The organism is Rhodomicrobium vannielii ATCC 17100 (genome assembly GCF_000166055.1).
Lineage (GTDB): Bacteria > Pseudomonadota > Alphaproteobacteria > Rhizobiales > Rhodomicrobiaceae > Rhodomicrobium > Rhodomicrobium vannielii.
This window is the reverse complement of the sequence record NC_014664.1, coordinates 2,442,083-2,467,627: the sequence shown is the minus strand read 5'-3', so window position 1 is coordinate 2,467,627 and position 25,545 is coordinate 2,442,083. Positions and strand designations below refer to the sequence as shown.

Sequence of the window (25,545 nt, the reverse complement as noted above, 5' to 3'; positions counted from 1 at the left end):
AACCGCTCAGATCTAGGTTGCCGCGCGAGGCGGCGCAAGCCGTGATCGTACGGGACTCGAGCCGCATCTCCAACAGCGGATGTGCGCGCCGCCGCAAATGCAAATCGGGGGCGAAACCGCCCCCGACCCGCCCCTCAAACTTTTTGCTGTCAGCGAGCGCCGGTCGGCAGCGCGACGAAGACCTGCGTCGCACCGCGCTGAACGAGTGTCAGCGCGTGGTATTTGCCGATGGCGCGGGCGTTGCGAAGCGCCGCCTCCAGCGCGTCGGGCGTGAACAGATCCGAGCCGTTCGCCGCGAGGATCACGTCGCCCTGCACGAGGCCGACATCGGCGGCTTTGCCGTCCGGGCGGATTTCCACGATGGCGAGGCCGGGCGCGCCGCCGGTGCCGTTCACCATGGGCGCGACGGAGATGCCGAGGCCGCCGATTTCCGATTGCAGCGCGGGGCCACTCCGACCGCCCGGCAGCTTCGATTCATCCTTCAGTTCCGTCAGCTTGACGGCAAGGGCTTCGCGCCTGCCGTTGCGGAAGATCGCGAGGCGGACGGCGGTCTGCGGCGGAATGGAAGCGATCCGGCGCGCGAGGTCGCGGCTGTCCTTCACATCGCCTTCGTTGATCTTGAGCACGACATCGCCGCGCAGCAGGCCGCCCTTGTCGGCCGGGCTGCCCTGCATAAGCGAGGTCACGAGCGCGCCTTGCGGGTCGCGGAGGCCGAGGCTGTCGGCGAGTTCCGGCGTCACGGGCTGCACCTCGACGCCGAGCCAGCCGCGCGTCACCCGGCCTTTTTCCTTCAATTGCGCGACGATGGTTTCAACCGTCTTGGCGGGCACGGCGAACGCGATGCCGACCGAACCGCCGGACGGCGAGAAGATGGCCGTGTTCACGCCGATCACCTCGCCCGACTGATTGAAGGTCGGGCCGCCGGAATTACCCTGGTTCACCGAAGCGTCGATCTGGATGAAGTTGTCATACGCGCCCATGCCGATGTCGCGGCCGCGCGCCGATACGATGCCCGCCGTCACCGTGCCTTCGAGGCCGAACGGGTTGCCGAGCGCGATCACCCATTCGCCGACCTTGACGTCGCCCTTGCTGAACTTGATCGCCGGGAAATTGCGCCCTTCCACCTTCAGAAGCGCGAGGTCGGTGCCTGCATCGGTGCCGATAATCTTGGCGGGCAACACGCGGCCTTCGGTCGTCAGCACCTCAACCTTCATCGCGCCTTCGACGACGTGGTTGTTCGTGACGATGTAGCCGTCCTGCGAGATGAAAAAGCCGGAGCCCTGTCCGAGCACGGGCGCGCCGGGCGTTCCACCCTTCTTGTCCTTGCCCTTCGGGTCGGGCGGTATGAGACCCTTCGGCCCCGCGAAGAAGCGTTCGAGCGGCGTGCCGCTGAAAGGATTGTCCTTGTTGCCATCGGGAGAGCGCTCATCGGCCCCACCGTCCTGCGAGGCGATAAGGCGCGGGTCGGCCTTCACGCGCACCGATACGACGGACGGCGAAACGCGTTCCGCGAGCGCCGTAAAGCTCGGCAGATGGCTCGTCGTCTCGCTTTGCGGAGCAACATCCGGCGCGGCTTGCAACTGGTAGGCTCCGGCACCCGCGATCACGCAGAAGGCAACCGCGGAGGCGCCGACAAGATTGCGACTGACCAGCGACAGGGGCGAGCGACGCGATATCTTCTTGATCGGAGCTTGGTCTTTGGCAGGCATATTCGGCATGAACTTTCCGTGTCTTGAAGAATTAACGCGGTCAGCGAACGCTCCGCTGCCGCCTAGTTCAAGATGAAAGCTAAGGTAGAGAATTTGTTTAAGGAATACCAATGTTGCTCTATGGTAAACTTATAAAGTTTTCGTCAAATGGTTTATTTGTTTTGTAAACGATGTGATAACGTCCCACGCCGCTCTTGAGTGATCCTCAATCGCATTGTCGAAAATGCGGCAGCGAGTTAATTTGATGGGAATTTTATTGGTTGCAAACATCGTTTCCTGAAGGCGAGCATCGCCATGTTGCGGAGATACAGGCGCATTAATGCCCTGTTATTGCTCCGATCAGGATCGAACTTGACGGGTGTCTCCACCGTTACCTTATCAAATGAGAGTTTCGATAGTGGAGGAAGTCCCATGAACAAGTCTATCGTCGCGGGCGTGATGGCGCTCGCGCTTCTCGGACCGTCGTCCGTCTATGCGCAGCGGGCAGATGCTGACGACAACGGCGCGCAAAGCCCGCAGGCGCAGCCGCAACCGCGCCAGACCGAGCAGAAGAGGTTCCGGTTCGGCCGGGACGATATGAAAGCTTTCGCGGATGCGCGCATCGCGGGCCTGAAAGCCGGGCTCAAGCTCACGCAGGATCAGGAAAAGAACTGGCCCCCCGTTGAGCAGGCTTTGCGCGATATCATGCAGAAGCGCATGGATCAGCGGCTTGCCAAGCGCGATCGGCAGAAGCCCGAAGATGCCATTCAGGCCATCAAGGAGCGCGCGGAGCAGCTTGAGGAGCGCGGCGGGTCGCTGAAGAAGCTCGCGGACGCCGCCGAGCCGCTTTACCAGTCGTTGAACGAAGCGCAGAAGCGCAGGCTCGTCGCGATGCTGAAGGCGGGAGACGAGGGGCTTGGCCGCGTTGCGAAACGCCGCGGCGGTGGTCGCGGCTAACGGCCACCGGTCATTGACAGAGGGCGACGCGTCGCCCTCTCGACCTTCAATCCTTTTCGCGCGGGTTATCAAGCGGCTGAAGCCGGATCGGCTTGCCGCTGTCCACTTTCGCCGCCGCCGTAACAATATCGCCGGCCTTGATGATAAGGTCGCGAACCGCAGCGACGCTCTCGCCCACTTGCACCCAGCCGTCCAACTCGTTCATAAAGATGTCGGAGCCGCCGTGAGCGCCCTTGCGCACGCGCTGGATATCCTCCACGCAGATCAGCGTGAGGTTGCCACTGGTGTCGTGAAGTTCGATGAACATAGACCTTGATCCTCCCGAGAAGGGATAACGGCGCGCTTGTCCGGATCGCTCCCGCCAGACACTTATATCACCGGGACGAGAAAGCGGTCGCACTAATTTAGGAAGCCTTTCAGCGCGTACCACCCCGAAAACCGCGAGCGGCGAACCGCCACGGCGCTGCGGCCTCAAGATGAACGTGCCGCGCGCCCGTCCTTCACTTGCGAAGCCAAGTCGATTTTCGAACGCTGCGAGGGGTCGCAAAGCATTCCTCGGGTGCGCCGCGATAACTTAGAACAAATCTAATTCGAGAAGATAAATATTGCACGCGTGTCTGCCGCGCATTACACGAAGACGATACGCGCCTTCTTTATTTCGCGCCGGTGCGCTTGAGATCTGCGGCACGCGTCTGGTATATCAGGGCGATGCGCGGGTTCATGCGCGTCCGGCTCAGGAGCATCGCATGCTGGCCGCCGCCATAATCGTTTTCAGGGAAGTCATCGAAGCCGGGCTTATCGTCGGGATCGTGCTCGCGGCGACGAAGGGCGTGCCTTCGCGCGGCTGGTTCGTGGCTGGCGGCATCAGTGCGGGGCTTATCGGCGCGGCGCTCCTTGCCATCTTCGCGGGCAGCCTGTCGGAGGCGCTCGACGGCGAAGGGCAGAAAGTTTTCAACGCGGGCGTGCTCGCTCTCGCGGTGGTGATGCTGACCTGGCATAACGTCTGGATGGCGAGCCATGGCAAGCAGATGGCGGCCGAGCTTTCGGCTGCCGGTGCCGCCGTCGCGGAGGGTGCCAAGTCGCTGACGGCGCTTGCCATCGTGGTCGCCGTCGCGGTGCTGCGCGAAGGCGCGGAAGTCGTCCTGTTTCTCTACGGCAACGCCATCGCGTCGCGCGAAAGCGGCTCGATGATGCTCGCTGGCGGCATGCTCGGGCTTGGCGGCGGCATCGCGCTCACCGCCTTGACCTACGCCGGTCTTGTCCGCATCCCGCCGCGCTATCTTTTCTCCGTGACGAGCGTGCTGATTGCGCTGCTCGCGGCCGGCATGGCGTCGCAATGCGTCAGAATTCTCCAGGACGCGGACATCGTGTCAGTTTGGGCGGACACGGCGTGGAATACGTCGGGCTTCCTTTCAACGAACACGCTGTTCGGTGTGATGATGCAGACGCTCGTCGGCTATGACGACCGTCCGTCATGGCTTCAGGTCGCGGCGTATCTCGCGACGCTGTTCGGGATCTTCGGGCTGATGCGGCTCAGCCATATCCAGCACGCAAAGCGCCGAGGCGCGCATCGACCGAATATCTCATCCGCCGAGCGCCATGGTGTGCGAGGCTAACGCCTTTACGACATTGCCTTGTGCTCCGTCGCGGCCTCCAGTTCGCTGGGCGAGGCGTTCGACTTCATCAACTCGCGCATCTTGCACGCGTCCACGTCCCAATATTCCGCCGCTGTGATTTCAACCGAGAGCAGCGCGATGCGTGGATCTTCCGGGCCTTCCGGGAACCAGCGCTGGGCCTGCCCCGTCCAGAGCTTGCGAATTTTGGCCTCGTCCCGGAGGGTGCGCGCGAGGCCCGAAACCGACACGAAGATCTGGTTCGCGGGGTCGCTATAGCTGACATTTACCTGGCAATCCTTCCGGATCTCCTCGACTTTCGGTGAATCCCGGCTCGTGAAAAACCACAGACAGCCATCTTCCGCGCGCTGCGTCGCCATGGGCCGCGACCGCATGTGACCGCTTTCGTCGGCCGTCGTCAGCATGCCGACCTCGATGGCGTCTATCATTGTGACGAGCTTCGCGAACCCTTGCTGATGCGTATCCACCCTTATCTCCTTCCGCTTCGTCGGAGCGCGAGATGGAAACGCCGTTTCGCGTTCCGCCTTTTGCTCGCGCCTTTTGGGAATTCAACAAGGTGGGCCCGTCCGCCGTTCCGACTCGGCGCGATTCACGAATCCACGGCCTTAAGCTGTGCATCAATGCGTCTGCGGCCTATGCGGCATGCTTGGCGAAAGATAAAAGTTTCATAAAACACGTGTCGCGTTTTTCGTGTGAGTGGTCAAATAGATGGATGACAAGGCGTTTCATAATATCTGGGAGCGGGTGCTCCTTTCCACGCTTTACTCGCTTGGTGTCCTGGGGCTTGTCGGCTTTTCGGTGTGGCTCGCGTGGAGTTCGTTGAACGACAAGAAGAGCCTGGTGCCCGCGTCGGTGCGGTCCTATGTGGCCACGTCCGACGGCGCCGCTCTTGATCGCGACGCCGTCAAGGAGAACTTCCGCCGCCTCTTGTTCTCGGGCGCGAAGCCATGCGCCGTCAGGGAAAAGAAAATCTCCGACATTTCCGCATGCAGCGTGTTCGGCATCCAACTCGGCGACAGCTTTTCGTTCGTGAAGCGCACAGTCGACGGGTCGGGTTTCTTCACCGAGCCCGCGACGCTCAAAGAAACCTGCCGCAACGGGCGAAAGCAATGCCAGCAGCGCCTCTACATAAGCAACGGCAGCTTCACACTCAGTGTCGAGTTCGAGCCTGAGGACGTGAACCCCGAAGACCACATGACCGCCTCGAAAATCACCGCGATCCTTTCGCCGAAAGACAACCCCTATGCGACGGCCCAAAGCCTGAAGCCAGCCTTCGTGGCCCTTTTCGGAAGGCCGGACAGGTCGGAGAGTGGCACGGACTACTGGGGCAATTCGTCCGAAGAGACGATCCGGCTTTACGGTTCCGATGAGAAACTCTGGGTCATCTTCCAGAAGCACACGAAGGGCGGATAGCGTCGGGCGAGGCGCAGTCAGACGCTTCAAGATTGTGGCGAGAGCCGCCCCCACGAGTTTAGGGCAGCGCTCTCGAAGGCGGCGGCGGAGCTTATATTAACCGAGCCGCCGTGTTTTGCGCGGCCGAGGCGACCTCGACCTTTGGGGCCTTCTGGCTCCGTCGCAGCGCCCCTCGCGTCAGCCTCGCAGCCGGTCGAGCGCGACATCCAGCAACGCGGGATCGCCAACAGCGATACAGCGGCCCGCCGCCTGCGGCTCGCCGCCGTCCCACGTGCTCACCGCGCCACCCGCCTTTTCAACGATAGGGATCAGCGCGACGATGTCGAACGGCTTCAGGCACGCCTCCGCCACGATGTCGATTTGGCCGAGTGCAAGCATGCCATAGGCGTAACAGTCTCCGCCGAAGCGGCGCATGCGCACGGAACTGGCGAGCCGATCGAACTGCGTAGCATCCTCGCCCTCGAACATATCCGGCGTGGTGGCCGTCAGCAAAGCGTCGCCAAGGCCGGGGCATGTCCTCGTCCTGCAACGCCTGAGGCCGTTCGGTCCGCGGTACCATGCGGCCTGCTCGTCGCTCCAGAAACGCTCGCCGATGAAAGGCTGGTCCATGATGCCGAGGACGGGCTTGCCTTGATAGAGGACGCCGATCAACGTGCCCCAGATGGGGAGGCCGATGATATAGGAGCGCGTGCCGTCGATGGGATCGAGGCTCCAGACATAGTCCGCGCCCTCGTTCACCGGGGCGAACTCTTCGCCGGCGATGCCATGGTCCGGGAAATCGCGCCGGATAATCGCGCGCATCGCCTCTTCCGCACCCCGGTCGGCTACGGTCACGGGATCGAATGACGAGCCACCCTTGTGATCCGCGTTTGTTCCAGTGCGAAAGTGAGACAAAGTGACGCTACTTGCCGCGTTGGCGAGCTTGTGAGCTGTTTCGAGCAGCAATTCAAAGGCTATCGGCACGTCAGACCCTCCCCGTTTGTCGACATACTGCGTGGAATTGTATGCAAGTTGGCAGATGTTTCGTACAGCCAGAATTGGCGAACAGATTGTTGCCGAAACGGCCTCGGCCGTGCACATCACAACTGGCTCTTGTATTTTGTGCGTTGCAATGCGATATTACTGCGGTGCGATATGCGTTCATTACGCGTGTCGCTGCCCTCCTTGGGCGTTTCCTCCCTAGACTTGGGGCCGTTCAATCTTTTGGATGGCCTCTTTTTTTGCCCTCGTCCAAGGCCGGTTCGCGCGAGGGCACCTAAGTCCAAGGCTCCGCCTGCCCTCCGCGATCACATCACTCGGCGGCGACCTTATAGCCTCCGCTCCAGCGCGGCAACTCCTGCACCAGCGTGGACACGACGTGCGACATGTCGCGCTGGAGGCTCATGAACGCGGGCGTCTTTTCGAAGGTTTCCTCGTTCATGTAGATGCTGCGGTCGACCTCGATCTGCAGCGCGTGGATGCCGTGTCGCGGCTTGCCGAAATGCTCGGTGATGTAGCCGCCCGCGTAAGGCTTGTTGAGGCCGACGCGATAGCCGAGACCCTTCAGCAGAGCCATGACGAGCCGCGTGATTTCAGGTGCACAGGACGCGCCGAAGCGATCCCCCAGCACAAAATCCGGCCATCCGCCGCGCTCGACCTGCTGCGACGGCATCGAATGGCAATCGAAAAGAAAGGCCCCGCCGAAGCGCGCCCGAGACGCTTGCAACAGGTCGCCAAGCGCCGCGTGATAGGGCTTGTAGAGCTTCTCGATCCGCACGAATGCCGTATCGAGCGCGAGCGGCCCCGGATAAATCTCCTCCTTCTCGTTGACGATGCGCGCGATAGTTCCGAGCCCGCCGATGGCGCGCAGCGACTGGCTGTTGACGAAATCGGGTAACCGTCCGTTGAAAAGCAGCGGATCGAGTTCGTAAGGCTCGCGGTTGATATCCACATAGGCGCGCGGAAAGTGCGCCTGCATCAGCACGGCGCCATGCTCTGGCGCAGCATGCAGCAGCTGTTCGACATACGCATCCTCGGACTTGCGGAGCGCCTGCGCGGAAAGCCTTGATGCGGCGAGGAAGACGGATGGATAAACCCGTCCGCTGTGAGGCGAATTGAAGACGATCGGAACGCGCTGGCTTTGCGCACCGAGGATCGTGAAAGGCGGATCGAGTTCCGCCGCGATACACAGGGCTTCGTCTTGCGGCATTAATACCGTTTGCGCGTGCCAGGGCCGGATCGGATTGCTTCGCTTAACTGTCGCAAAAACGCCGCCGGAACGCAATTGCGATCTGGCGTTCGCGGTGCAACTTCCGAGCGAATCGCGCCTTTGATGTCGCGAGGTAATGGAGAAACGCCGATAATGCCCCTTTCATCGCGTGCCGCTCCGGCGCTCGTCCTCTTCCGCCGCGACCTGCGGCTCGCCGATCACCCCGCTTTGTCAGCCGCCGCCGAGACGGGCGCGCCGGTCCTCCCGGTCTACATCCTCGACGACGAGACGCCGGGGCGTTGGCGCATGGGCGGTGCAAGCCGCTGGTGGCTTTATCAATCGCTGCGGTCGCTGGGGGCAGACCTTGAGGCGCGCGGCTCGCGGCTGGTGCTTCGACACGGCGAGACCAAGCGCGTTTTGGGCGAGTTGATCGAGGAAACCGGCGCTCGCTCGGTGCTCTTCACGCGCGGCTATGAGCCTTATCAGCGCGCGCTCGAAGGGCGGCTGAAACCATCGCTCGAAGCGCGCGGCGTTTCGCTGCGGCGGTTCGGTGGGCAGATCCTCGTTGAGCCGGAAAGCATCGCGAACCTCGCGGGCGAGCCGTTCCGCGTTTTTACACCATTTTTCCGGGCACTATCGCAGCGCGGCGCGCCCGCCACGCCGTTGCCCGCGCCGCAAAAACTCGCCGCGCCGGATAGCTGGCCGCGCTCCGACGCGCTGGCAAGCTTGGCCCTCGAACCGACAAGACCCGATTGGGCAGGCGGTATCCGCGCCGCGTGGCGGCCGGGCGAGACGGCGGCGCGAGAACGCCTCACCGCATTTATAGAGGCTGCGCTTCCCAGCTATCGCACGCGGCGCGACGAACCCGGCATCGACGGCACGTCGCGGCTCTCGCCACATCTGGCGTTCGGCGAAATCGGCCCGCGCCAGATCTGGCACGCCGTGCAGGCGGCAGCGGAAGCGGCGGGCGATCACGCGGCGGCCGATGCGTATCTGCGCGAGGTCGGCTGGCGGGAGTTCTCCTATCACCTGCTGTTTCATTTTCCGCATTTGCCCGAGGCGCCGTTCCGCCCCGAGTTCACGGCCTTCCCCTGGCGGGACGACGCAGACGCGCTCGAAGCGTGGCAGCGCGGACGCACCGGCTACCCCATCGTAGACGCGGGCATGCGCCAGCTCTGGCAGACAGGGTGGATGCACAATCGCGTTCGCATGATCGTCGCCTCGTTCCTCATCAAGCATCTGCTGTCGCCGTGGCAGACAGGCGCGGATTGGTTCTGGGATACGCTCGTCGATGCCGATCTCGCGAACAACGCCGCAAGCTGGCAGTGGGTGGCGGGGTCCGGTGCGGACGCCGCGCCCTATTTCCGCATTTTCAATCCCGTGCTTCAGGGCGAGAAATTCGATCCGCGAGGCGATTACGTGCGTGCGTTCGTACCGGAACTCGCCAAGCTTCCCGCATCGCTCATCCACAAGCCATGGACCGCCAGCGCGGCGGCCCTGCGCGACGCTGGCGTGACGCTCGGCGAAACCTGGCCGCACCCCATTGTCGATCACGCGGCGGCGCGGGCAAGAGCGCTCACCGCATTCGCAGCCGTGAAGAAGAAATAGCGAAACGCTCTGGAAGCAAGAACGGAACTAGCCCGCGTCTCTTCCGTTTGCTGACTGACGTTCAGCTAGAAGGAGCACTGAAAATGCGGAATTTCATCATCGGCGCGCTTGTCGTCGCGCTCGTCGCAATCGCGGCATTCTACATCTACGACCAGAATACAATCAGCGTCGAGAAGCCGTCCCTTCCTGACGTTCGCGTCAACTAGCGCCTGCCGCGCGCAAGACTGCGTGAACAGCGCCGGAAACGCCGGCGCGAATCTTTTTCTTTCGGCCTCTGCATCCCCATATCGAGCGCGAAAGAGAGGTGCCCATGTTCTCGTTCAGCAAGAAAACCAAGATGCCGGACGCCGCGACCGCACTTCCGGGCCGCGACGCGCCAATTCCAACCACCGACACCAATATCGTGAACGGCGCCGCGCTGAAGCCGCCATACCCCGAAGGGAGCGAAATCGCGATTTTCGGGCTGGGCTGCTTCTGGGGCGCGGAACGCCGCTTCTGGCAAATTCCCGGCGTAATCGTAACCGCCGTGGGCTATGCGGGCGGCTTCACGCCCAACCCGACCTATGAGGAAGTCTGCTCGGGTCGTACCGGCCACACCGAGGCGGTGCTTGTCGTGTTCGATCCGAAGAAGGTCAGCTATGGCGAGTTGCTGAAAGCCTTCTGGGAATCGCACAACCCCACGCAGGGCATGCGGCAGGGCAATGACGTCGGCACGCAATACCGCTCGGCGATCTACACCACGAATGACGAGCAAGAGCGCGAGGCGCTCGCGTCGAAGGAAGCTTATCAGCAGGCGCTTTCCGCGAAGGGCCACGGCGCGATCACGACCGAAATCGCACCCGCGGGCGAGTTCTACTTCGCGGAGGGCTATCATCAGCAATATCTGGCGAAAAACCCCGGCGGCTATTGCGGCCTCGGCGGCACCGGCGTTTCGTGCCCGGTCGGCATCGGGGAAACCTCGCCCGCCTGACGCCGCGCTTGTTAATGCGTGGTGACGGTCCTATAACCCGCCCCGACTTATAATCTTGGTTCGCCCGCTGCGTCAGCGGGCGTTCTTTTGTCTCGGGGCGCGCCCGCATAGCCCTCGATCCCACACGAGCAGACCATGTCCTTGATGACCTATCTTTTCATCGCGCTCGGTGGAGCCATCGGCAGCGTGGCGCGCGCCGCCGTGTCCGACGCCATGGTGCGCCTCACCGGACCGTATTTTCCGTGGGGCACGATCCTCATCAATATCACCGGCTCTTTCATCATCGGGCTGTTCGCGGCGCTGTCGGTGTCGGGCAGCCGCTACGGCCTCCATGGCGACGCCCGCGCCTTCGTGATGATTGGCATTTGCGGCGGCTACACCACCTTTTCGTCGTTCAGCCTGCAAACCTTCGATCTCCTGCGCGACGGCAAGCCATGGTCGGCGCTCGCGAATGTCGGCCTCTCGGTGGGGATGTGCCTCGCGGCGGTGGCGCTCGGCTATGCCATGGCGGCGGCGGTTGCGGGTGACACGCGGGCCTGATCGGTTCGCGCGCTTGTGATTTCCCTTCGCTCTTGGCGGCGGGACGCCCGATGCGCATGTGACGGCCAAACAGCGAGCGAAGGACAATCGCATGGCCATGGTTGTGATCAGGTCCGAAGACAGGGGCCGCACGCAGATCGACTGGCTCGACAGCCGCCACACCTTCTCATTCGGCGAGTATTACGATCCGAAGCGCATGGGCTTCGGGCCGCTCCGGGTGATCAATGAGGATCGCGTCGCGGCAGGCGGCGGCTTCCCTAGCCACGCGCATCGCGACATGGAGATTATCTCCTACGTGATCGAAGGGGGACTTCAGCACAAGGACAGCATGGGCCATGGGTCGGTCATTCGGCCGGGCGACGTGCAGCATATGTCGGCGGGTACGGGCGTTCGACACAGCGAGTTCAACGCGTCGGATGCGGAGCCGGTACATTTTCTGCAAATCTGGGTGTTGCCCGAGCGCGATGGCGCCGCGCCGGGCTACGATCAGAAGACGTTTCCCGCAGCGGAGAAGGCGGGGCGGCTGCGGCTCGTTGCGTCGGGAGACGGGCGCGACGGCTCGATTGCGATCAACCGCGACGTAGACCTTTACGCCACAATTCTTGAGCCGGGCGAAGCTGTCGAGCATCGGATTGCCCAGGGGCGCGCGACTTGGATTCAGGTCGTTCGAGGCTCTGTGACGGCGAATGGCGAGAGCCTTGGAGCGGGTGACGGCGCGGGCACCGTTTCAAGAGAGGATATCCGCATCGAAGCTGTGGAAAAGACGGAGGTGCTTCTCTTCGACATGAGAGTGTCCGTTTAACAAAGTAAAACTGGCGTGAGGTTGAGTGGAAGCACGGTTGCATCCGCCATCCTCGCGAAAGCCACGCTTAAGCCAAGGCGCGGAGCCGTTGACAAACTGTGATAAAACAACGGCACGCCTTGACTTAAAGTTGCAACAATTGTTTTGTACACCTTTGATTATCGTTTGGGCGTCACCTTCGCGTAAGGTTGAGTTGGAGTCGGTAGTGATGAAACAGGACATGGACGAGTTATTCCGTTCCTTGCTCGATGGGGTCGGCACTACGGTCGACACGAAAAATGGCGCCGTCGAGCAGTCGCGTCAGTTGGTTACGGCGTTCAGCCGGATCGAGGATCACAACGTGAGGCAGGAGCTTCTGCTGCTGATCGAGCTGGTTTCCCGCATGCCCAAGGTTTTGACAACGCGTCAGGATCGCTTCTCGCATGTCGGTCTCGCCAACCTGCACTAAGCTCTGATACCTGCGCGCAAAGTGCGGGGTCCGCAGTGATCCTTGAGTTCGGCGCGGCGATCGCCGCGCTATGCAAATCGAAACGCGCCGCCTCACCTTGAGGCCACGCGTCCGCCTTGGGCGAGATGGGCGCGAAAAAGCTCGCTCCCCGCCCCGTCAGTTCCCGGCGAGCACCTCTTTCACGACGGCGCTTGCCTTCGTCATGTCGAGTTGGCCCGCGTAATTCGCCTTCAGCGCGGCCATGACCTTGCCCATGTCCTTGACGCTCGTCGCACCCAGCGTGCCGACCAGTTCCTTCACGACGGCCTTGAGATCATCGTCGCTCATCTGCTTCGGCAGAAAGTCTGAAATGATCGCGATCTCGGCCTCTTCTTTCGCCACCAGATCCGGCCGCTCGCCCTTCTTGTAAAGCTCCACCGACTCGCGGCGAGACTTGATCAGGCTTTGCAGCAGGTTCAGCACTTCGTCCTCGCCGATGTGCTCGTCGCCGCGACCGCGCGCCACGTCGATGTCCTTCTGCTTGATCGCAGCGTTCACCATGCGCAGCGTCGTCGTTTTCACCTCGTCTTTCGCCCGCATGGCGTCTTTCAAAGTCTCGGATATTTTCTGACGAATCATGGCCGCAATTCCTTTCCGTTGAGGAGAAGATTTAGCGCGTCGAGGGGCGCTCGACAACGCACGCTGGCGCTCCGAGTGCGACCGGCATGCTCACGAGCAAATGTCGGAGTCGAAGGAACGCCGGAAACTCTATGATCTGGGCGCGGCCAACAGTGCACACTCTCCAGCAAACGTATGCGCCTAAAGAGCACCAGCAACCAATTGATTCTAGTGCGGTTTCTAATTTTTCATTTGATGTTGGAGCCCTCAGCGGGTGTCAATCAAATGAAAAATTCCCTGCGCTGGCGGTGGAAAGCGCAATGCATGCGGTTGGCTTCCCCGAGAGAATCGTTTCGAGTGATGCAGACTGAGGGCGAGGCAAACCATGCACGGAACACCACGAAAAACCGTCCGTGCCGCAGCGGTGCTTGCGCTCACATTGCTCGCCCTGCCTTGCGCGGCGCAGACGGACAGCGGCATTGATCCCTGCGCACGCATGGAAGTGCTCCCCGGCTCGAAGCTGTTTGCCGAGAACTGCACCTTTTGTCACGGGCCGGATGGCAAGGGCGGCGGCATCCTCGCAAAAGAAATGAAGCTCACGCCGCCGGACCTGACGACGCTCGCAGAGCGCTCAAACGGCGCGTTTCCGACCGAGTACGTCTTCAAGCTTCTGAAAGGCGAAAGCGGCAAGTCGCACGGCGGAATGCCTAACTGGAAGTCGATCTTCACCGATGAATGCGGCGCTGCGCCCGCAAACCGCGCGGTTACGGAGCTTGGCGTGTACGTCAAAGGCATTCAGGCCAAGTAACAGCGCGAAGCGTTCGCGACGCTCCGGCGAGCCATTTTCACCGCATGCTTCAGGCCGGAAAGGCGGCAACCTTGGCCGCTTTCGCCGACTCGCGATGCTCATCCATGCTTGCGGCTTCGGCGAGCCGTTCGATGTTGGGAACGACAACGTCCCGCGTCGAACGAAGCTCGATCAATCCTTGCTGCTTCAATTGGCTGACCTTGCGGCTCACCGTTTCAAGCGTCAGCCCGAGATAATCCGCCAGCTCGGAGCGCGTGAGCGGAAGCTCGAACTCGGCGCAGTTTTCGTGGACAGGCTGGGCCCCGGCATTGCGAGTGCGCCGCGCGATGATGAGAAGCAGGCTCGCCACGCGTTCGAAAGAGGATTTGCGCCCAAGCATGAGCGTCCACTCGCGCGTCACATCAAGTTCCTGCACCGTGAACTCGAACAGCCATCGTTGCATATCCGGGTATTCGAGAAGAAGGCGGTTGAACGCCTGACGGGGGAATGTGCAGATATCGACGTCGGTTGCGGCCGCAGCAGAAAACTTGTGCGTTTCCGCGAAGGTGTGGCCCAGAAATTCCGGCGCGTAGACGAGGCCGATCACGTGGCGCTCGCCTTCCGAGGTTGTCTTGATCAGCTTCACCACACCCGTATTCACGGCCGCGAATGAGATAGCTTCGTCGCCGTCACGAAAGATGTAGTGGTTGGCTGGAATGACTCGGCGACGCGCAATCGAACTCAGCCGTTCGAGTTGCTCCATCGACAAGGCCTGACAGATCCCGCGATGCCTTATGAAACAAGCCTCGCACCGGCTGGCATTGAAGTGGGACCGTTCCGCCGCAGGGTTGGACATGATCTTCAAGCGAGATGCCTTCCTTCACGTTATGGTTATCGTAGCGTGCGAAGTCGTCCCTGTCCAATACATGGCGATCACAATAAATAGCGGAGCGAATTTTACATTTTGCGTCCCGGTGGCAGCAGGCTCTCGCACAATATCAAATTCAAAAGCTGCTCTGGAATCAGAGGGTTATAGCGGAGCTTGATTCCGGCATTTGCTCGCGAGCGTGCTGCCAACGGCTGCAAACGCCGGAATTGGTCCTTACGCGTGCTTGAATTGCGGGGGCCGTTTCTCGGCGAAGGCCGCCATGCCTTCTTTCTGATCCTCCGTCGCGAACAGCGCGTGGAACGCGTGGCGCTCGAAACGCACCCCTTCGGCGAGCGTCGTCTCGAAAGCCCGATTGACCGATTCCTTCGCCAGCATGGCCGAGGGCAGCGAGAAGCTCGCGATCTTCTCGGCGGCTTTCAGCGCCTCCGCGACGAGATCGGCGGCGGGGACGACGCGCGCCACGAGCCCGGCGCGCTCGGCCTCGGCAGCGTCCATGTGGCGCCCGGTGAGAATGAGGTCCATCGCCTTCGCCTTGCCGACCGCGCGCGTGAGCCGCTGCGTGCCGCCCGCGCCAGGGATCACCCCCAGCATGATTTCCGGCTGGCCGAACTTCGCCGTGTCGGATGCGATGATGAAGTCTGCCATCATGGCGAGTTCGCAGCCGCCGCCCAGCGCAAAGCCCGAGACGGCCGCGATCACCGGCTTGCGGACGCGCGTGATGCGCTCCCACGGCGCTATGAAGTCTTGCAGGATCACATCGCCGAAGGTCTTGTCCTTCATTTCCTTGATGTCCGCGCCCGCCGCGAATGCCTTCTCGGAGCCGGTGATTACGATAGCCCCGATGTCCGCATCGGCCTCGCAGGCGTCGAGCACCTGATTGAGTTCCGCGATGAGCTGCGCGTTGAGCGCGTTCAGCGCCTTGGGACGGTTCAGCGTGACGAGGCCGACCCGGCCCTTTTTCTCAAAGAGCACCGTTTCGAATGACGCGGTTTCGGAAGATGCGGAAGTCATTTGGGGTGTTCCTTTCAGATCTTTGCCTGACAGTGCGGACAGAAAAAAGTCGAGCGCCCTTGTTGGGCTTTTCTTTCGATGAATGAGCCGCACTTATTATGACACGGCTCGCCGCCACGCCCATACACGTCGAACTTCTCCTGGAAATGGCCGCCGTCGCCGTTGGCGTGGCGATAGTCGCGGATCGAGGAGCCGCCCGCGAGCAGCGCGTCTTCGAGCACGGCCTTGATCGCGGCGCAGAGCCGCGCGGCCGCCGCCTTGCCGCGCCTGCCGACACCGAGCGCGCCCGCCTCCGCGTCCGGCGGCAAGCCCGCGCGAAACAGCGCCTCGCATACATAGATGTTGCCGAGCCCTGCAATAATGCGTTGGTCGAGCAGGAACGCCTTGAGCGCCTGCGCCTTCCCCGCCGCGCGCGCCGCAAGATAATCCGGCGTCAGCGCATCGGACAACGGCTCGATCCCGAGCGCGCGAAAAAGCGGATGCGCGGCCATCTCGCCTGCCCCGAACAGCGTCATGTAACCGAAGCGGCGGGGGTCGTTGTAGCGGATCACCTCGCCGTTGCTCATTGCGAAAACAACGTGGTCGTGGAGCGCGTTGGCGGCATGCTCGTAATAGAACGAGCCGGGCGTCACCGCGCCATCCGCCTTGTGCTCGATGGTGAAGCGGCCCGTCATTCCGAGATGCATGGCGAGGCAAAGGCCGCTATCCGCTTCCGCCACGATGTATTTCGCCCGCCGCGTGAGGCGCGCGATGCGTTGCCCGCGCAGGCGTTCGACGAAACGCGGCTCGAACGGAAAGCGAAGGTCGGCGCGGTTGAGCGTGACGGCGGAAAACGCCGCGCCCTCCATGGCAGGGGCGAGGCCGCGCCGGATGATTTCGACTTCGGGTAATTCGGGCATGGGCCTCAGCGTTCCGTCGCTAAATAAATAGGCGTCACCGCCGCGAAAGCAAAGCCCCCGTCTCCCCGATCAAGGAACAGTGTTTCTGGTCGACCAGTGAAAATGAAAAAATCGATACATAAATTCACGGGCTCGCCAACAAGTTGCCATCTGTTCGCCCCAGAGCGCCGTTGTGCTTGGCGCATACGGTTAACCAGACGGAGACACGGCATGTCGTTGCGCAGAATTCTTATTGCTTCCATTCCCGCATTTTTCGCGGCAACCACCATCGCGTCTGCTGAGCCTGTGGCCTACTCGTTCGATCCCGGTCATACGACAGTTCGCTTCTGCTGGAACCATCTGAGCATCAGCCGCCAATGCGCTCAGTTCAAGACCTACGAAGGCGAAGTGCTGTACGACGCGGCCAAGCCGGAGAACAGCAAGGTCAACATCACCTTCAAGACCGACAGCATCGAGACGCTGGTTCCGGTGTTCAACGATCATATGAAGGGCGACAAGCTGTTCGATGCCAAGGCTTTCCCCGACGCGACCTTCAAGAGCACGAAGTTCGAACGCACGGGCGAGAAAAGCGGCAAGGTTGCAGGCGACCTGACGATCAAAGGCGTGACGAAGCCTGTCGTTCTCGATGTCACGCTTAATTTCGACGGCGCGCATCCCATGTCGAAGAAGCCTACGCTCGGTATCGGCGCCACCACGGCGATCAAGCGCACGGACTTTGGCGTATCACAGGCCGCGCCGTTCGTCTCCGACGAGGTGACGATCGATATCCAGACGGAATTGAACAAGAAGATCTAGTTCGAAACCTGAACACGTGGGCGCCGTCGTGAGAGCGACAGCCCACGTGTTGCAACTTCATCGCAAAGCCGCGTCCGACTTGATGGAATGATGCGCTCGCGAGCGCGCTCTCAGGACGCAACGGCATTATCCGGCCCCCGCCCCGACGCAGGCACACGACCTTGTCCGTCCCATGCCTTGCCCTGACCCGAGCCGCACTCCAGGCTGACGGCGCGCTTTTGCACGAAAGTTTCGCGCAATCACGAAAGAGTGTTCGGCCGCCCGGTGTCGCTTTTATGCGCTCATGTGCCCCGCAATAGTGCCGCCGAACAAAGCACGTTGCCTAAATATTAGGCGAATTATTGCGATTGCTTTAGAAATAAGCGCCCAATTTTCAAGCCATCCTCGACAAAGCGGTAAGTTTAAGGTCGATTCTCTGCGCTCCGTGTCGCATGGACGAAAGCTCGCCTTTGGCACAGCTTTTGAAGTCGCTGCGGAAGCCGTGTCCTCGCGATCCCCTTTTCCTTCGCGCCGACACGTTAGAATATGCGCGTGTTCGAGGCAGGTTGTTGGAGGATCAAACATGAAATTGGTGATGGCGATCATCAAGCCATTCAAGCTGGAAGAAGTCCGTCAAGCCCTCGACGGTCTCGGCGTCGAAGGGCTCACGGTCAGCGAAGTCAAAGGCTACGGCCGTCAGAAGGGGCATACCGAAATCTATCGCGGCGCGGAATATGAAGTGAACTTCATTCCGAAGATCAAGATCGAAGTCGTGGTGGCCGACGAACAGGCTGATAAAGTCATCGAAGCAATTTCTTCGACGGCGAAAACGGGGCAGATCGGAGACGGCAAGATTTTCGTGTCGACGATCGAACACACGGTGCGCATCCGCACGGGCGAAACCGACGCTGATGCTCTTTAGTAAGAAGGGAAAATCAATGACACCTGTCTGGCGTAATCTAGCTCTTCTAGGGGCAACAGCCCTGGGAGCGATGGCTCTCGTCGATCCATCGCTCGCCCAGGAGGCCGCGACCGCGGCAACGGACGCCGCCGCTGCGGCGCCCGAAGCAGTAGCCGAGGCGGCAGCTGCCGCCGCGACGACGGTCGCGAAAGCTCCGGAACTCGTTGTTAACAAGGCTGACGACGGCTGGATGATGGTGTCCTCGCTGCTCGTCCTCCTGATGACGGTTCCGGGCGTCGCGCTCTTCTACGGCGGCATGGTTCGCACGAAGAACATGCTTTCGATGCTCACGCAGGTCTTCATGATCCAGTGCGTCGTCTGCGTGATCTGGTTCGTCTACGGCTACAGCCTTACTTTCACGTCCAGCGAAGGCGCGCTCGCGCCGTTCATTGGCGGCTTCTCGCGTCTATTCCTGTCGGGAATCGACTCTTCGACTGTCGCGGCAACCTTCACGCCCGGCGTTGGCATCCACGAACTCGTGTTCGTTTGCTTCCAGATGACCTTCGCGGCCATCACCACCGCGCTGGCGGTCGGCGGCTTCGCGGAGCGCATGAAGTTTTCGGCCGTGTTCCTTTTCTCGATCCTCTGGGTGACCATCGTTTACTTCCCGATCGCCCATATGGTGTGGTCGAACCCCGGTCCCGCCGATCTCGCCCTGAATAATGAAGTTGCTCTCGCCGCTTCCGGTTTCGGCTTCCAGATGGGTGCCCTCGACTTCGCGGGCGGCACGGTCGTTCACATCAATGCGGGTATCGCGGGTCTCGTTGGCGCGCTGCTCGTCGGTCGCCGCATCGGCTACGGCAAGGAGCCCATGCCGCCTCATTCGCTCACGCTGACCATGGTCGGCGCGGCGCTCCTGTGGGTCGGCTGGTTCGGCTTCAACGCCGGTTCGAGCCTCGAAGCGAACGGCACGGCGGTTCTCGCCATGGCCAACACCTTCATCGCGACGGCGGCCGCCGGTCTGTCCTGGCTCCTCGTCGAGTGGCTGTTCAAGGGCAAGCCTAGCCTCCTCGGCCTCGCTTCCGGTGTCGTCGCCGGTCTCGTCGCGGTCACGCCTGCTTCCGGTTTCGCCGGTCCCATGGGCGCGCTCGTGCTTGGCCTCGTCGCCGGTGCGGTGTGCTTCTTCTTCTGCACCGCTGTGAAAAGCGCTCTCGGCTATGACGACACGCTCGACGTGTTCGGCGTGCATGCCGTGGGTGGCATTCTCGGCGCGATCGGCACCGGCATTCTCGCCGCTCCGATCTACGGCGGCACCGGTGTGGTGGACTACACGAAATGCGAAATCGCGAACGGCATCCTGACGGACAAGTGCCCGGTCGGCGAGTATGACGTCGCTGCTCAGGTTCTGATCCAGATCAAGAACGTCGCGCTTACCGGCAGCTGGTCGCTCGTCGGCAGCGTGATCGTGTTCCTCATCATCTCGGTCGTCGTCGGTCTGCGCGTCTCCACGGAGAAAGAACGCGAAGGTCTCGACATCTCCGAGCATGGCGAACGCGCGTACAACATGTAGTCGGCGCGGACGGCCTAAGCGCCGTCCGAACCTCCTCTTCAAGGCAGCAACCTCGCTGTCTCCTGCCGAGCTTTTTCGTGCTTCTTCGGATTCGAAATTGCTTTCTCTCTGCTTCGAGGCGTTTTCAAGCGAACGCGCATCCACTTTGCTTGAAGCACTCTCGCTCGCCGAACGCCTCCCTCCGGCGCTCGGCGTGGCGGCAGGGCAAGCCCGGGAACCCATCTCCCGGGCTTTTCTATCGCCCCCAGGGTTTTGCCTTCCGTCTCACGGTGCTAGACTCCGCAGCTTGACGTTGAAGCAACCCGGTGCCCGCCCGTGTCCGAAACCGAAACCTCGCTGTCCACGATCCAGTCGCCCTTCCCGCGTCTTCGCGACCTCATCGAGGGGCTGAAGCCCGGCGCTTCTCCCATCGACATGACCATCGGCGAGCCGCGCCATGGCGTGCCCTCGTTTGCGGCGGATATCATCGCCGAACACTGGAAGAGCTTTTCGAAATATCCGCCGATCAACGGGATCACGGAACTGCGCCAGGCCATCGCTGTATGGCTCACGCGCCGCTACGCGCTGGCGTCGGGCGTCGTTGACCCGGATAGGCACATTCTCCCGCTATGCGGCACGCGCGAAGGTCTCGTTTCGGCGATGACGCTGGCGGCGGCGAAGAAGAACGCGCGCGGCGCCGCCGTGCTGATGCCGAACCCGTTCTATCAAGCCTATTACGCGGGCGCGCTCACGGCGGGTTGCGAAGCTGTCATGCTCCCCGCGACCGCCGCAAGCGGCTTCCTGCCTGACCTCGACGCGCTCGATCCGAGGCTCCTCGACCGCACGGCGGCCTTCTACATCGCATCGCCCGCGAACCCTCAGGGCGTTGTGGCCACCCCCGCCTATTTCGAGCGGCTGATCGCGCTTGCCCGCCGCCATGAGTTCTACGTTTTTTCGGATGAATGTTATTCAGAGATTTACCAGAACGAGCCACCCGCAAGCGCGCTTCAGGTGGCCGCGCGGACCGGCGATCTTAACCGCGTGCTCGTCTTCAATTCGCTGTCGAAGCGCTCGAATGCGCCGGGGCTTCGGTCGGGCTTCATCGCGGGTGATGCGGGGTTCCTGAAGGACTATCTGCAATACCGAAATGTGGCCTGTCCGCAGGTGCCGATCCCGATCCAGCATGCCTCGGTGGCGCTTTGGTCCGACGACGCGCACGCCGCCGAAAGCCGCGCGCTCTATCAGGCGAAGTTCGCCGCCGCGAACGAAAAGCTCAGCGGTCTGCCGAATTATTACGAGCCTGCGGGCGGCATGTTTCTTTGGCTCGATCTCTCGCATTTAGGTGGAGGTGTCGAGGCTGCGAAAACGATTTGGAAAGGATGCGGTGTCAAAGTGTTGCCTGGGGCCTTTCTGGCGCAACCGGACAAGCGCGGCTTCAATCCGGCGGGCGATTACGTCCGGCTCGCGCTGGTGGACCCTCTCGACGTGACGCGCGACGCCGTGGATCGCCTCGCGTCGATGTTGTTGTGAGATGGCCGCGCGGTCGGCCATGAGTCCGGTAAGTCGTCCGGTATTTTCGTGGGGTGGCGTGCGCGCATGGAGTCGAGGCAAAGGTTTCTGCCGAAAGCGCTGGCGGCCGAGGTGCGACGCTTGCCGTGGCGCGTTTTGGGGTTCTCGCTGGTCGGGATTGCGGCCGCGATCTGGCTTGCGCTGATAAGCTGGTCCTACGGCGACCCGAGCCCAAGCTACGCCACGACATCACAGCCGCATAATTGGCTCGGCCATCGTGGCGCGAGCGTCGCCGACGCGATGATGCAGGCGTTCGGGCTTGCCTCGCCCTTCCTCGTTTTCCCGATCTCGGTGTTCGGCTTCCGCATCTCGGGCGGTCACATCCCCTCGCGTCCGCGCCTGCGCCTCGCCTACTGGGCAGCGGCGGCGCTGCTCGTGCCGGCCTTCTTCGCGATGTTTCCGACGCCGAAAACGTGGGTGCTGGATACGGGGCTCGGCGGCATCGCGGGCGACTTCGCGGCTGCGCTCGTGGCGAAGGCAACGGCAGCGATTGCGCCTTCGCTCCTGTGGCCGCTCTTCGGTCTTGTCCTGCTGCCCGCTGGCGGGTGGTGCCTGCTTCGGGCCTGCGGGCTGAACTCCAAGGTTCTCCCCGCGGCGTTCCAGTTGGGGGGCGAGGCTCCGGCGAAAGGCAAGGGCAAAGCGAAAGCCAAGGAAGAACCTCTGATCGACAAGGCGGCGGCTTGGGCGAAGCGCGTCTCTCAGCAAGGCGGCGGTGCGCTTGCGGCGTTCGCGCATCCCGGCGATTACTGGCTCGCGCGGGTTCGCGAGGAAACGCCCGCGCCCGCTCCGTCGCCCGCCCCGGCAAAAGCGCCCAGAAAGCCCGCGCCGAAGGCCGTGGAGCCTTCGGCCTTCTCGGATTGGGGCAGCCGCCCGTCGCCTTCGCTCGGCGGGTCCGAAACGCGGCGTGTCGATGCCGAACCGGACGGGCTTTTCGAGGATGTTCGCATCGAACCGTTCTTCGGAGTGCGCCGCTCGCCGAGTTCATCCGCCGGCGCCACGGCGAACGGAATGTCCGACGATGACAGCGAGCCGGTTTCGCCGATCCGCCGCCTCACGGGCAAGGCCATGGAAACGGCGCTGAACGGCGCGCACAAGATCATGGAAACCGGCACAGCGGCCGCCGCAGCCGTGAAACGCCAGAAGCCGCTGATCTACGTGAAGGCCGCCAACGACGAGCCCGCGCTTCGCACAGACGACGATGTGCTCGAACACTTTACGTCCGCGCTGCCGCCGCTCTCGCTGCTGTCGTCGCCGCCCGTTGCCTCGGAGCGCCCCGGCGCGCACGACCCCATGCTGATGCAGCGCGCGTCCGGGCTGATGGGCGTGCTTGGCGACTTCGGCGTGAAGGGCAAGATGTCGGGCATCTATCCCGGCCCCGTCATCACGCTGTTCGAGCTTGAGCCCGCGCGCGGCACGAAATCCTCGCGCGTCGTGGGCCTCGCCGACGACATCGCACGATCCATGAGCGCCGTCTCGGCCCGCGTCGCCGTGGTCCCCGGCCGCGACGCCATCGGCATCGAATTGCCGAACGCAAAGCGCGAAATGGTCTCACTGCGCGGCATCATCGAGTCGAACGCGTTTCAGGACAGTCAGGCCGCGCTGCCGCTCGCGCTCGGCAAGTCCATCGGCGGCGAACCCATCGTCGTGGATCTAGCCCGCATGCCGCATCTGCTCATCGCGGGCACGACCGGCTCCGGCAAGTCGGTCGGCATCAACACGATGATCCTGTCGTTGCTCTATCGCCTGCCGCCGAGCCAGTGCAATTTCATCATGATCGACCCGAAGATGCTGGAGCTTTCCGTCTATGACGGCATCCCACATCTGCTCGCGCCCGTCGTGACCGACCCGAAAAAGGCCGTCGCCGCGCTGAAGTGGACGGTCAAGGAGATGAACACGCGCTACGAGAAGATGTCGAAGCTCGGCGTGCGCAACATCACGAGCTACAATTCCAGGGTCGCCGCCGCGCAGCTTCGCGGGCAGCCGTTGAAGCGCGTCATTCAGACCGGCTTCGATCCCGACACTGATGAGCCGATCGAGGAGGAAGAAATCTTCGATCCGGTGCCGATGACCTACATCGTGGTCGTCATCGACGAAATGGCCGACTTGATGATGGTGGCGGGCAAGGACATCGAATTCGCGGTGCAGCGCCTGTCCCAGATGGCGCGCGCGGCGGGCATTCATCTTATCATGGCGACGCAGCGCCCGAGCGTGGACGTGGTGACGGGCACGATCAAGGCGAACTTCCCGAGCCGCATCAGCTTTCAGGTCACGTCGAAGATCGACAGCCGCACCATCATCGGCGAGCAGGGTGCGGAACAACTCCTCGGCGCGGGCGACATGCTCTATATGGCTGCGGGCGGGCGCATCATCCGCGCGCACGGGCCGTTCGTGTCGGACGAAGAGGTGGAGCACGTCGCCGCGCATCTCAAGGCGCAGGGCTTCCCGAACTACCGCGACGACATCCTCGAAGACCCGGACGCCGAAGACGAAGCCCCGCGCAAGGGTGGTGGCGGCGGCGACAGCGGCGACCTTTATGCATCCGCCGTGGACATCGTGCTGAAGGACCGGAAGCCGACGACGAGCTATCTCCAGCGCCGCCTCGGCATCGGCTACAACCGCGCGGCCTCGCTCATCGAGCGGATGGAGCAGGAAGGCATCGTCGGAGCGCCGGGCCGCACCGGTCGGCGGGAGATTCTGATCGAGGAGCGCAACAGGGCGAGTTAGCGGCGCGGACGATGGCGGTTCCGCGCGGAGCGGACGAGCGATGCGCGTCACCGCATTTCACTTATGCACTGGCGTGTCTTCTCGAAGACGAATATAGGGCCACTCTGCCGTCTCGCCGCGAATTTGACGCTTTCTTGCAAATTGATGAGCGCAAAATTTTGACGTTTTCACAGGGGCACCCGAAGCATGAGCAAGCGCGTCGTTTCGAGCTTAATGGGATCAGGGGCGCGGCTGACGCGGGTGGCGCTCGGCGCGCTGCTGGCCGCCGGCACCGTGACCGCGGCTTTTGCGCAGGGTGGTCAGACGGAAGTCCACAAAACCTATCCGGTTCCTTCCGCCGCACCGGCTCCGGCAGCTCCGCCAGCGAATCAGGTGGACACGCTTCCGGTCGAGCCCTCGACCCCGGCGGCCAAGCCGACAAGCCCCATCGGTGGAACGGCATCCACTTCGGCGCCGGGCTGGCAAACCGACCTTGCGCAGCAGCCGCCGGTGACGCCCGAACCGGCCGCTGCACCCATCCAGGAAAGCGACCTCGAAGTCGTTGCTAAAATCAACGATTATTTCAACAAGATGACATTTCTTCAGGGCGTGTTCGTCCAGTCGGACCCCGACACCAAGCAGAAGCGCGGCAAGTTCTATCTCGCGCGTGGCGGCAAGGTTCGGTTCGACTACGGCGCGCCGAGCAGGCTCAAGATCATCGCGGACGGCAAATATCTTGCCATCGAGGATCACGACCTGAACACCTCGGACCGCTACCCGCTGGAGGTCACGCCATTCCGCCTCTTGCTGTCGGAACACGTCGATCTCATCAACGACGCCAACATTCTCGGTGTCGAACAGTGGACGGACGTCGTCGTTCTCACCGTCGAGGACAAGAAAGGCGACGGCTCGGGGCGCATCCGCCTCATGTTCTCGAAGCCGGACATGGTGCTGAAGGAGTGGATCATCACCGATGCGCAGGGTCTGAGCACCAAGATCGAGGTCGCGAATCTCGAGGAAAATAAAGCACCTGCGCCCGATGTCTTCGAATTCTCGAAGACGATCGGTTTCAAGGCCGCGAACTGACACGGTCAAGCTGCGACAGATTCGCCACTGTCAAGGTGCGAATTGCCGATTTTTCATTTGCAATCGATGAGGGCCGTGCTATCTTACCTTGCATAGAGAGATTGATGCCAGTCACCATCGGTAGTGCCCCCCCGTCTAGCCGAAGGCATTAATCTCTCAGCGTCGGCTTCCCTCCCGACGCATGCGTGAAAACGCAAAAGCGCCCAACCTTCGCCGGAGTTGGGCGCTTTTTTTTGTGCACGGTCGAGCGGCGGCTTCTCCACATCGCAGGTAGGCTACAACTCGTCTGAGGCGGCGCCCAGGTTGACGGCCCGGAATCTGGCGATGATCTCCGAGCGCGCAAGCGCGAACTGGTCGGTGTTGACCTTCTCGACGACCCAGCCACACGGGCGTCGCGAGCGACTCGCGCGCTCAGCGATGATCTCCGGCACGACCGAGCAAAATCTCCGAATCGATGGGCCTCCTCGGGCTGTTCGCTTGAAGCAAACCGTGCTTCGCCTTGGGCGGTTCGCGCGTTCAAGCGTCCTCGGCT

At 62.3% G+C, this 25,545-nt stretch carries 26 protein-coding genes; 16 read left to right on the top strand and 10 right to left on the bottom strand.

Going from position 1 to position 25,545, the window contains the following annotated elements; genetic code table 11:
- Positions 1 to 149: 149 nt before the first annotated feature.
- On the bottom strand, positions 150 to 1,709 hold the full coding sequence (locus RVAN_RS11330) for a trypsin-like peptidase domain-containing protein (protein WP_041789032.1): 1,560 nt from the start codon (positions 1,707 to 1,709) through the stop codon (positions 150 to 152).
- A gap of 411 nt (positions 1,710 to 2,120) precedes the next feature.
- Here RVAN_RS11330 and RVAN_RS11325 point away from each other — a divergent pair, with 411 nt between their 5' ends.
- Positions 2,121 to 2,645: a Spy/CpxP family protein refolding chaperone gene (locus RVAN_RS11325; RefSeq protein WP_013419855.1), complete on the top strand. Its 525-nt coding sequence runs from the start codon at positions 2,121 to 2,123 to the stop codon at positions 2,643 to 2,645.
- A gap of 46 nt (positions 2,646 to 2,691) precedes the next feature.
- Here RVAN_RS11325 and RVAN_RS11320 read toward each other — a convergent pair whose 3' ends face one another.
- Positions 2,692 to 2,952: a hypothetical protein gene (locus RVAN_RS11320; protein WP_041787517.1), complete on the bottom strand. Its 261-nt coding sequence runs from the start codon at positions 2,950 to 2,952 to the stop codon at positions 2,692 to 2,694.
- A gap of 439 nt (positions 2,953 to 3,391) precedes the next feature.
- On the opposite strand from RVAN_RS11320, the gene RVAN_RS11315 reads away from it, so the two are divergent.
- Positions 3,392 to 4,261 (top strand): FTR1 family iron permease, encoded by an 870-nt coding sequence (locus RVAN_RS11315; RefSeq protein WP_013419854.1) that lies wholly within the window; start codon positions 3,392 to 3,394, stop codon positions 4,259 to 4,261.
- 5 nt (positions 4,262 to 4,266) lie between these two features.
- On the opposite strand, the gene RVAN_RS11310 is transcribed toward RVAN_RS11315, so the two are convergent.
- Entirely contained in the window at positions 4,267 to 4,746 is a 480-nt protein-coding gene (locus tag RVAN_RS11310) for a pyridoxamine 5'-phosphate oxidase family protein (protein WP_013419853.1), read from the bottom strand.
- Positions 4,747 to 4,987: 241 nt separating this feature from the next.
- Here RVAN_RS11310 and RVAN_RS11305 point away from each other — a divergent pair, with 241 nt between their 5' ends.
- On the top strand, positions 4,988 to 5,692 hold the full coding sequence (locus RVAN_RS11305; protein ID WP_013419852.1) for a hypothetical protein: 705 nt from the start codon (positions 4,988 to 4,990) through the stop codon (positions 5,690 to 5,692).
- A 177-nt stretch (positions 5,693 to 5,869) separates the two neighbouring features.
- Here the strand turns inward: RVAN_RS11305 and hisN are convergent, their stop codons facing one another.
- Positions 5,870 to 6,655: a histidinol-phosphatase gene (gene hisN, locus RVAN_RS11300; RefSeq protein ID WP_013419851.1), complete on the bottom strand. Its 786-nt coding sequence runs from the start codon at positions 6,653 to 6,655 to the stop codon at positions 5,870 to 5,872.
- 328 nt (positions 6,656 to 6,983) lie between these two features.
- Complete coding sequence (locus RVAN_RS11295) at positions 6,984 to 7,880, bottom strand: N-formylglutamate amidohydrolase (protein WP_013419850.1); 897 nt, start codon at positions 7,878 to 7,880, stop codon at positions 6,984 to 6,986.
- Positions 7,881 to 8,033: 153 nt separating this feature from the next.
- On the opposite strand from RVAN_RS11295, the gene RVAN_RS11290 reads away from it, so the two are divergent.
- From RVAN_RS11290 to RVAN_RS11270, 6 genes are all read left to right on the top strand, one after another.
- A complete protein-coding gene (locus tag RVAN_RS11290; protein WP_013419849.1) occupies positions 8,034 to 9,488 on the top strand; it encodes a cryptochrome/photolyase family protein in 1,455 nt (484 codons plus the stop codon).
- 83 nt (positions 9,489 to 9,571) lie between these two features.
- Positions 9,572 to 9,694, top strand: a complete 123-nt coding sequence (locus RVAN_RS21025; protein ID WP_013419848.1) for a hypothetical protein — start codon at positions 9,572 to 9,574, stop codon at positions 9,692 to 9,694.
- A 104-nt stretch (positions 9,695 to 9,798) separates the two neighbouring features.
- Positions 9,799 to 10,458 carry a peptide-methionine (S)-S-oxide reductase MsrA gene (gene msrA / locus RVAN_RS11285; RefSeq protein ID WP_013419847.1) on the top strand — a complete coding sequence of 220 codons (660 nt, stop codon included), beginning with the start codon at positions 9,799 to 9,801 and terminating at the stop codon, positions 10,456 to 10,458.
- A 135-nt stretch (positions 10,459 to 10,593) separates the two neighbouring features.
- Positions 10,594 to 10,998 carry a fluoride efflux transporter CrcB gene (crcB, locus tag RVAN_RS11280; RefSeq protein WP_013419846.1) on the top strand — a complete coding sequence of 135 codons (405 nt, stop codon included), beginning with the start codon at positions 10,594 to 10,596 and terminating at the stop codon, positions 10,996 to 10,998.
- Between the two features lie 91 nt (positions 10,999 to 11,089).
- Positions 11,090 to 11,800, top strand: coding sequence for a pirin family protein (locus tag RVAN_RS11275; protein ID WP_013419845.1), 711 nt, complete (start codon positions 11,090 to 11,092; stop codon positions 11,798 to 11,800).
- A 208-nt stretch (positions 11,801 to 12,008) separates the two neighbouring features.
- Positions 12,009 to 12,248, top strand: coding sequence for a hypothetical protein (locus tag RVAN_RS11270; RefSeq protein ID WP_013419844.1), 240 nt, complete (start codon positions 12,009 to 12,011; stop codon positions 12,246 to 12,248).
- A 156-nt stretch (positions 12,249 to 12,404) separates the two neighbouring features.
- Here the strand turns inward: RVAN_RS11270 and RVAN_RS11265 are convergent, their stop codons facing one another.
- The gene (locus RVAN_RS11265; RefSeq protein ID WP_013419843.1) at positions 12,405 to 12,866 is read right to left on the bottom strand and encodes a GatB/YqeY domain-containing protein; all 462 of its coding nucleotides are present in this window, start codon (positions 12,864 to 12,866) and stop codon (positions 12,405 to 12,407) included.
- Between the two features lie 364 nt (positions 12,867 to 13,230).
- Between RVAN_RS11265 and RVAN_RS19045 the strand changes: the two genes are divergently transcribed.
- A complete protein-coding gene (locus RVAN_RS19045; protein ID WP_013419842.1) occupies positions 13,231 to 13,653 on the top strand; it encodes a c-type cytochrome in 423 nt (140 codons plus the stop codon).
- 49 nt (positions 13,654 to 13,702) lie between these two features.
- Here RVAN_RS19045 and RVAN_RS11255 read toward each other — a convergent pair whose 3' ends face one another.
- The 3 genes from RVAN_RS11255 to mutM all read right to left on the bottom strand — a co-directional run bounded on the left by RVAN_RS11255 (position 13,703) and on the right by mutM (position 16,431).
- The gene (locus RVAN_RS11255; RefSeq protein ID WP_049779374.1) at positions 13,703 to 14,395 is read right to left on the bottom strand and encodes a Crp/Fnr family transcriptional regulator; all 693 of its coding nucleotides are present in this window, start codon (positions 14,393 to 14,395) and stop codon (positions 13,703 to 13,705) included.
- Positions 14,396 to 14,734: 339 nt separating this feature from the next.
- The gene (locus RVAN_RS11250) at positions 14,735 to 15,532 is read right to left on the bottom strand and encodes an enoyl-CoA hydratase (protein WP_013419840.1); all 798 of its coding nucleotides are present in this window, start codon (positions 15,530 to 15,532) and stop codon (positions 14,735 to 14,737) included.
- 14 nt (positions 15,533 to 15,546) lie between these two features.
- Positions 15,547 to 16,431 (bottom strand): bifunctional DNA-formamidopyrimidine glycosylase/DNA-(apurinic or apyrimidinic site) lyase, encoded by an 885-nt coding sequence (gene mutM / locus RVAN_RS11245; RefSeq protein WP_013419839.1) that lies wholly within the window; start codon positions 16,429 to 16,431, stop codon positions 15,547 to 15,549.
- Positions 16,432 to 16,641: 210 nt separating this feature from the next.
- Here mutM and RVAN_RS11240 point away from each other — a divergent pair, with 210 nt between their 5' ends.
- The 6 genes from RVAN_RS11240 (at position 16,642) to RVAN_RS19040 (ending at position 25,013) form a co-directional block, all read left to right on the top strand.
- The gene (locus RVAN_RS11240) at positions 16,642 to 17,226 is read left to right on the top strand and encodes a YceI family protein (protein ID WP_013419838.1); all 585 of its coding nucleotides are present in this window, start codon (positions 16,642 to 16,644) and stop codon (positions 17,224 to 17,226) included.
- A gap of 562 nt (positions 17,227 to 17,788) precedes the next feature.
- Positions 17,789 to 18,127 (top strand): P-II family nitrogen regulator, encoded by a 339-nt coding sequence (locus tag RVAN_RS11235; protein WP_013419837.1) that lies wholly within the window; start codon positions 17,789 to 17,791, stop codon positions 18,125 to 18,127.
- Positions 18,128 to 18,143: 16 nt separating this feature from the next.
- Entirely contained in the window at positions 18,144 to 19,676 is a 1,533-nt protein-coding gene (locus RVAN_RS11230; RefSeq protein ID WP_013419836.1) for an ammonium transporter, read from the top strand.
- Between the two features lie 315 nt (positions 19,677 to 19,991).
- On the top strand, positions 19,992 to 21,185 hold the full coding sequence (locus RVAN_RS11225; RefSeq protein ID WP_013419835.1) for an aminotransferase class I/II-fold pyridoxal phosphate-dependent enzyme: 1,194 nt from the start codon (positions 19,992 to 19,994) through the stop codon (positions 21,183 to 21,185).
- Positions 21,186 to 21,251: 66 nt separating this feature from the next.
- Positions 21,252 to 23,948: an FtsK/SpoIIIE family DNA translocase gene (locus RVAN_RS11220; protein WP_013419834.1), complete on the top strand. Its 2,697-nt coding sequence runs from the start codon at positions 21,252 to 21,254 to the stop codon at positions 23,946 to 23,948.
- A gap of 186 nt (positions 23,949 to 24,134) precedes the next feature.
- Positions 24,135 to 25,013, top strand: a complete 879-nt coding sequence (locus RVAN_RS19040; protein WP_013419833.1) for a LolA family protein — start codon at positions 24,135 to 24,137, stop codon at positions 25,011 to 25,013.
- Positions 25,014 to 25,288: 275 nt separating this feature from the next.
- Here RVAN_RS19040 and RVAN_RS20240 read toward each other — a convergent pair whose 3' ends face one another.
- Positions 25,289 to 25,444, bottom strand: a complete 156-nt coding sequence (locus RVAN_RS20240; RefSeq protein WP_155942432.1) for a hypothetical protein — start codon at positions 25,442 to 25,444, stop codon at positions 25,289 to 25,291.
- Between the last annotated feature and the right edge of the window lie 101 nt (positions 25,445 to 25,545).

Coding starts and splice junctions, on each gene's coding strand:
- RVAN_RS11330 (WP_041789032.1), bottom strand. CDS start 1,709: ATGCCTGCCAAAGACCAAGCTCCGATCAAGAAGATATCGCGTCGCTCG.
- RVAN_RS11325 (WP_013419855.1), top strand. CDS start 2,121: ATGAACAAGTCTATCGTCGCGGGCGTGATGGCGCTCGCGCTTCTCGGA.
- RVAN_RS11320 (WP_041787517.1), bottom strand. CDS start 2,952: ATGTTCATCGAACTTCACGACACCAGTGGCAACCTCACGCTGATCTGC.
- RVAN_RS11315 (WP_013419854.1), top strand. CDS start 3,392: ATGCTGGCCGCCGCCATAATCGTTTTCAGGGAAGTCATCGAAGCCGGG.
- RVAN_RS11305 (WP_013419852.1), top strand. CDS start 4,988: ATGGATGACAAGGCGTTTCATAATATCTGGGAGCGGGTGCTCCTTTCC.
- RVAN_RS11295 (WP_013419850.1), bottom strand. CDS start 7,880: ATGCCGCAAGACGAAGCCCTGTGTATCGCGGCGGAACTCGATCCGCCT.
- RVAN_RS11290 (WP_013419849.1), top strand. CDS start 8,034: ATGCCCCTTTCATCGCGTGCCGCTCCGGCGCTCGTCCTCTTCCGCCGC.
- RVAN_RS21025 (WP_013419848.1), top strand. CDS start 9,572: ATGCGGAATTTCATCATCGGCGCGCTTGTCGTCGCGCTCGTCGCAATC.
- msrA (WP_013419847.1), top strand. CDS start 9,799: ATGTTCTCGTTCAGCAAGAAAACCAAGATGCCGGACGCCGCGACCGCA.
- crcB (WP_013419846.1), top strand. CDS start 10,594: ATGTCCTTGATGACCTATCTTTTCATCGCGCTCGGTGGAGCCATCGGC.
- RVAN_RS11275 (WP_013419845.1), top strand. CDS start 11,090: ATGGCCATGGTTGTGATCAGGTCCGAAGACAGGGGCCGCACGCAGATC.
- RVAN_RS11270 (WP_013419844.1), top strand. CDS start 12,009: ATGAAACAGGACATGGACGAGTTATTCCGTTCCTTGCTCGATGGGGTC.
- RVAN_RS11265 (WP_013419843.1), bottom strand. CDS start 12,866: ATGATTCGTCAGAAAATATCCGAGACTTTGAAAGACGCCATGCGGGCG.
- RVAN_RS19045 (WP_013419842.1), top strand. CDS start 13,231: ATGCACGGAACACCACGAAAAACCGTCCGTGCCGCAGCGGTGCTTGCG.
- RVAN_RS11255 (WP_049779374.1), bottom strand. CDS start 14,395: ATGGAGCAACTCGAACGGCTGAGTTCGATTGCGCGTCGCCGAGTCATT.
- RVAN_RS11250 (WP_013419840.1), bottom strand. CDS start 15,532: ATGACTTCCGCATCTTCCGAAACCGCGTCATTCGAAACGGTGCTCTTT.
- mutM (WP_013419839.1), bottom strand. CDS start 16,431: ATGCCCGAATTACCCGAAGTCGAAATCATCCGGCGCGGCCTCGCCCCT.
- RVAN_RS11240 (WP_013419838.1), top strand. CDS start 16,642: ATGTCGTTGCGCAGAATTCTTATTGCTTCCATTCCCGCATTTTTCGCG.
- RVAN_RS11235 (WP_013419837.1), top strand. CDS start 17,789: ATGAAATTGGTGATGGCGATCATCAAGCCATTCAAGCTGGAAGAAGTC.
- RVAN_RS11230 (WP_013419836.1), top strand. CDS start 18,144: ATGACACCTGTCTGGCGTAATCTAGCTCTTCTAGGGGCAACAGCCCTG.
- RVAN_RS11220 (WP_013419834.1), top strand. CDS start 21,252: ATGGAGTCGAGGCAAAGGTTTCTGCCGAAAGCGCTGGCGGCCGAGGTG.
- RVAN_RS19040 (WP_013419833.1), top strand. CDS start 24,135: ATGAGCAAGCGCGTCGTTTCGAGCTTAATGGGATCAGGGGCGCGGCTG.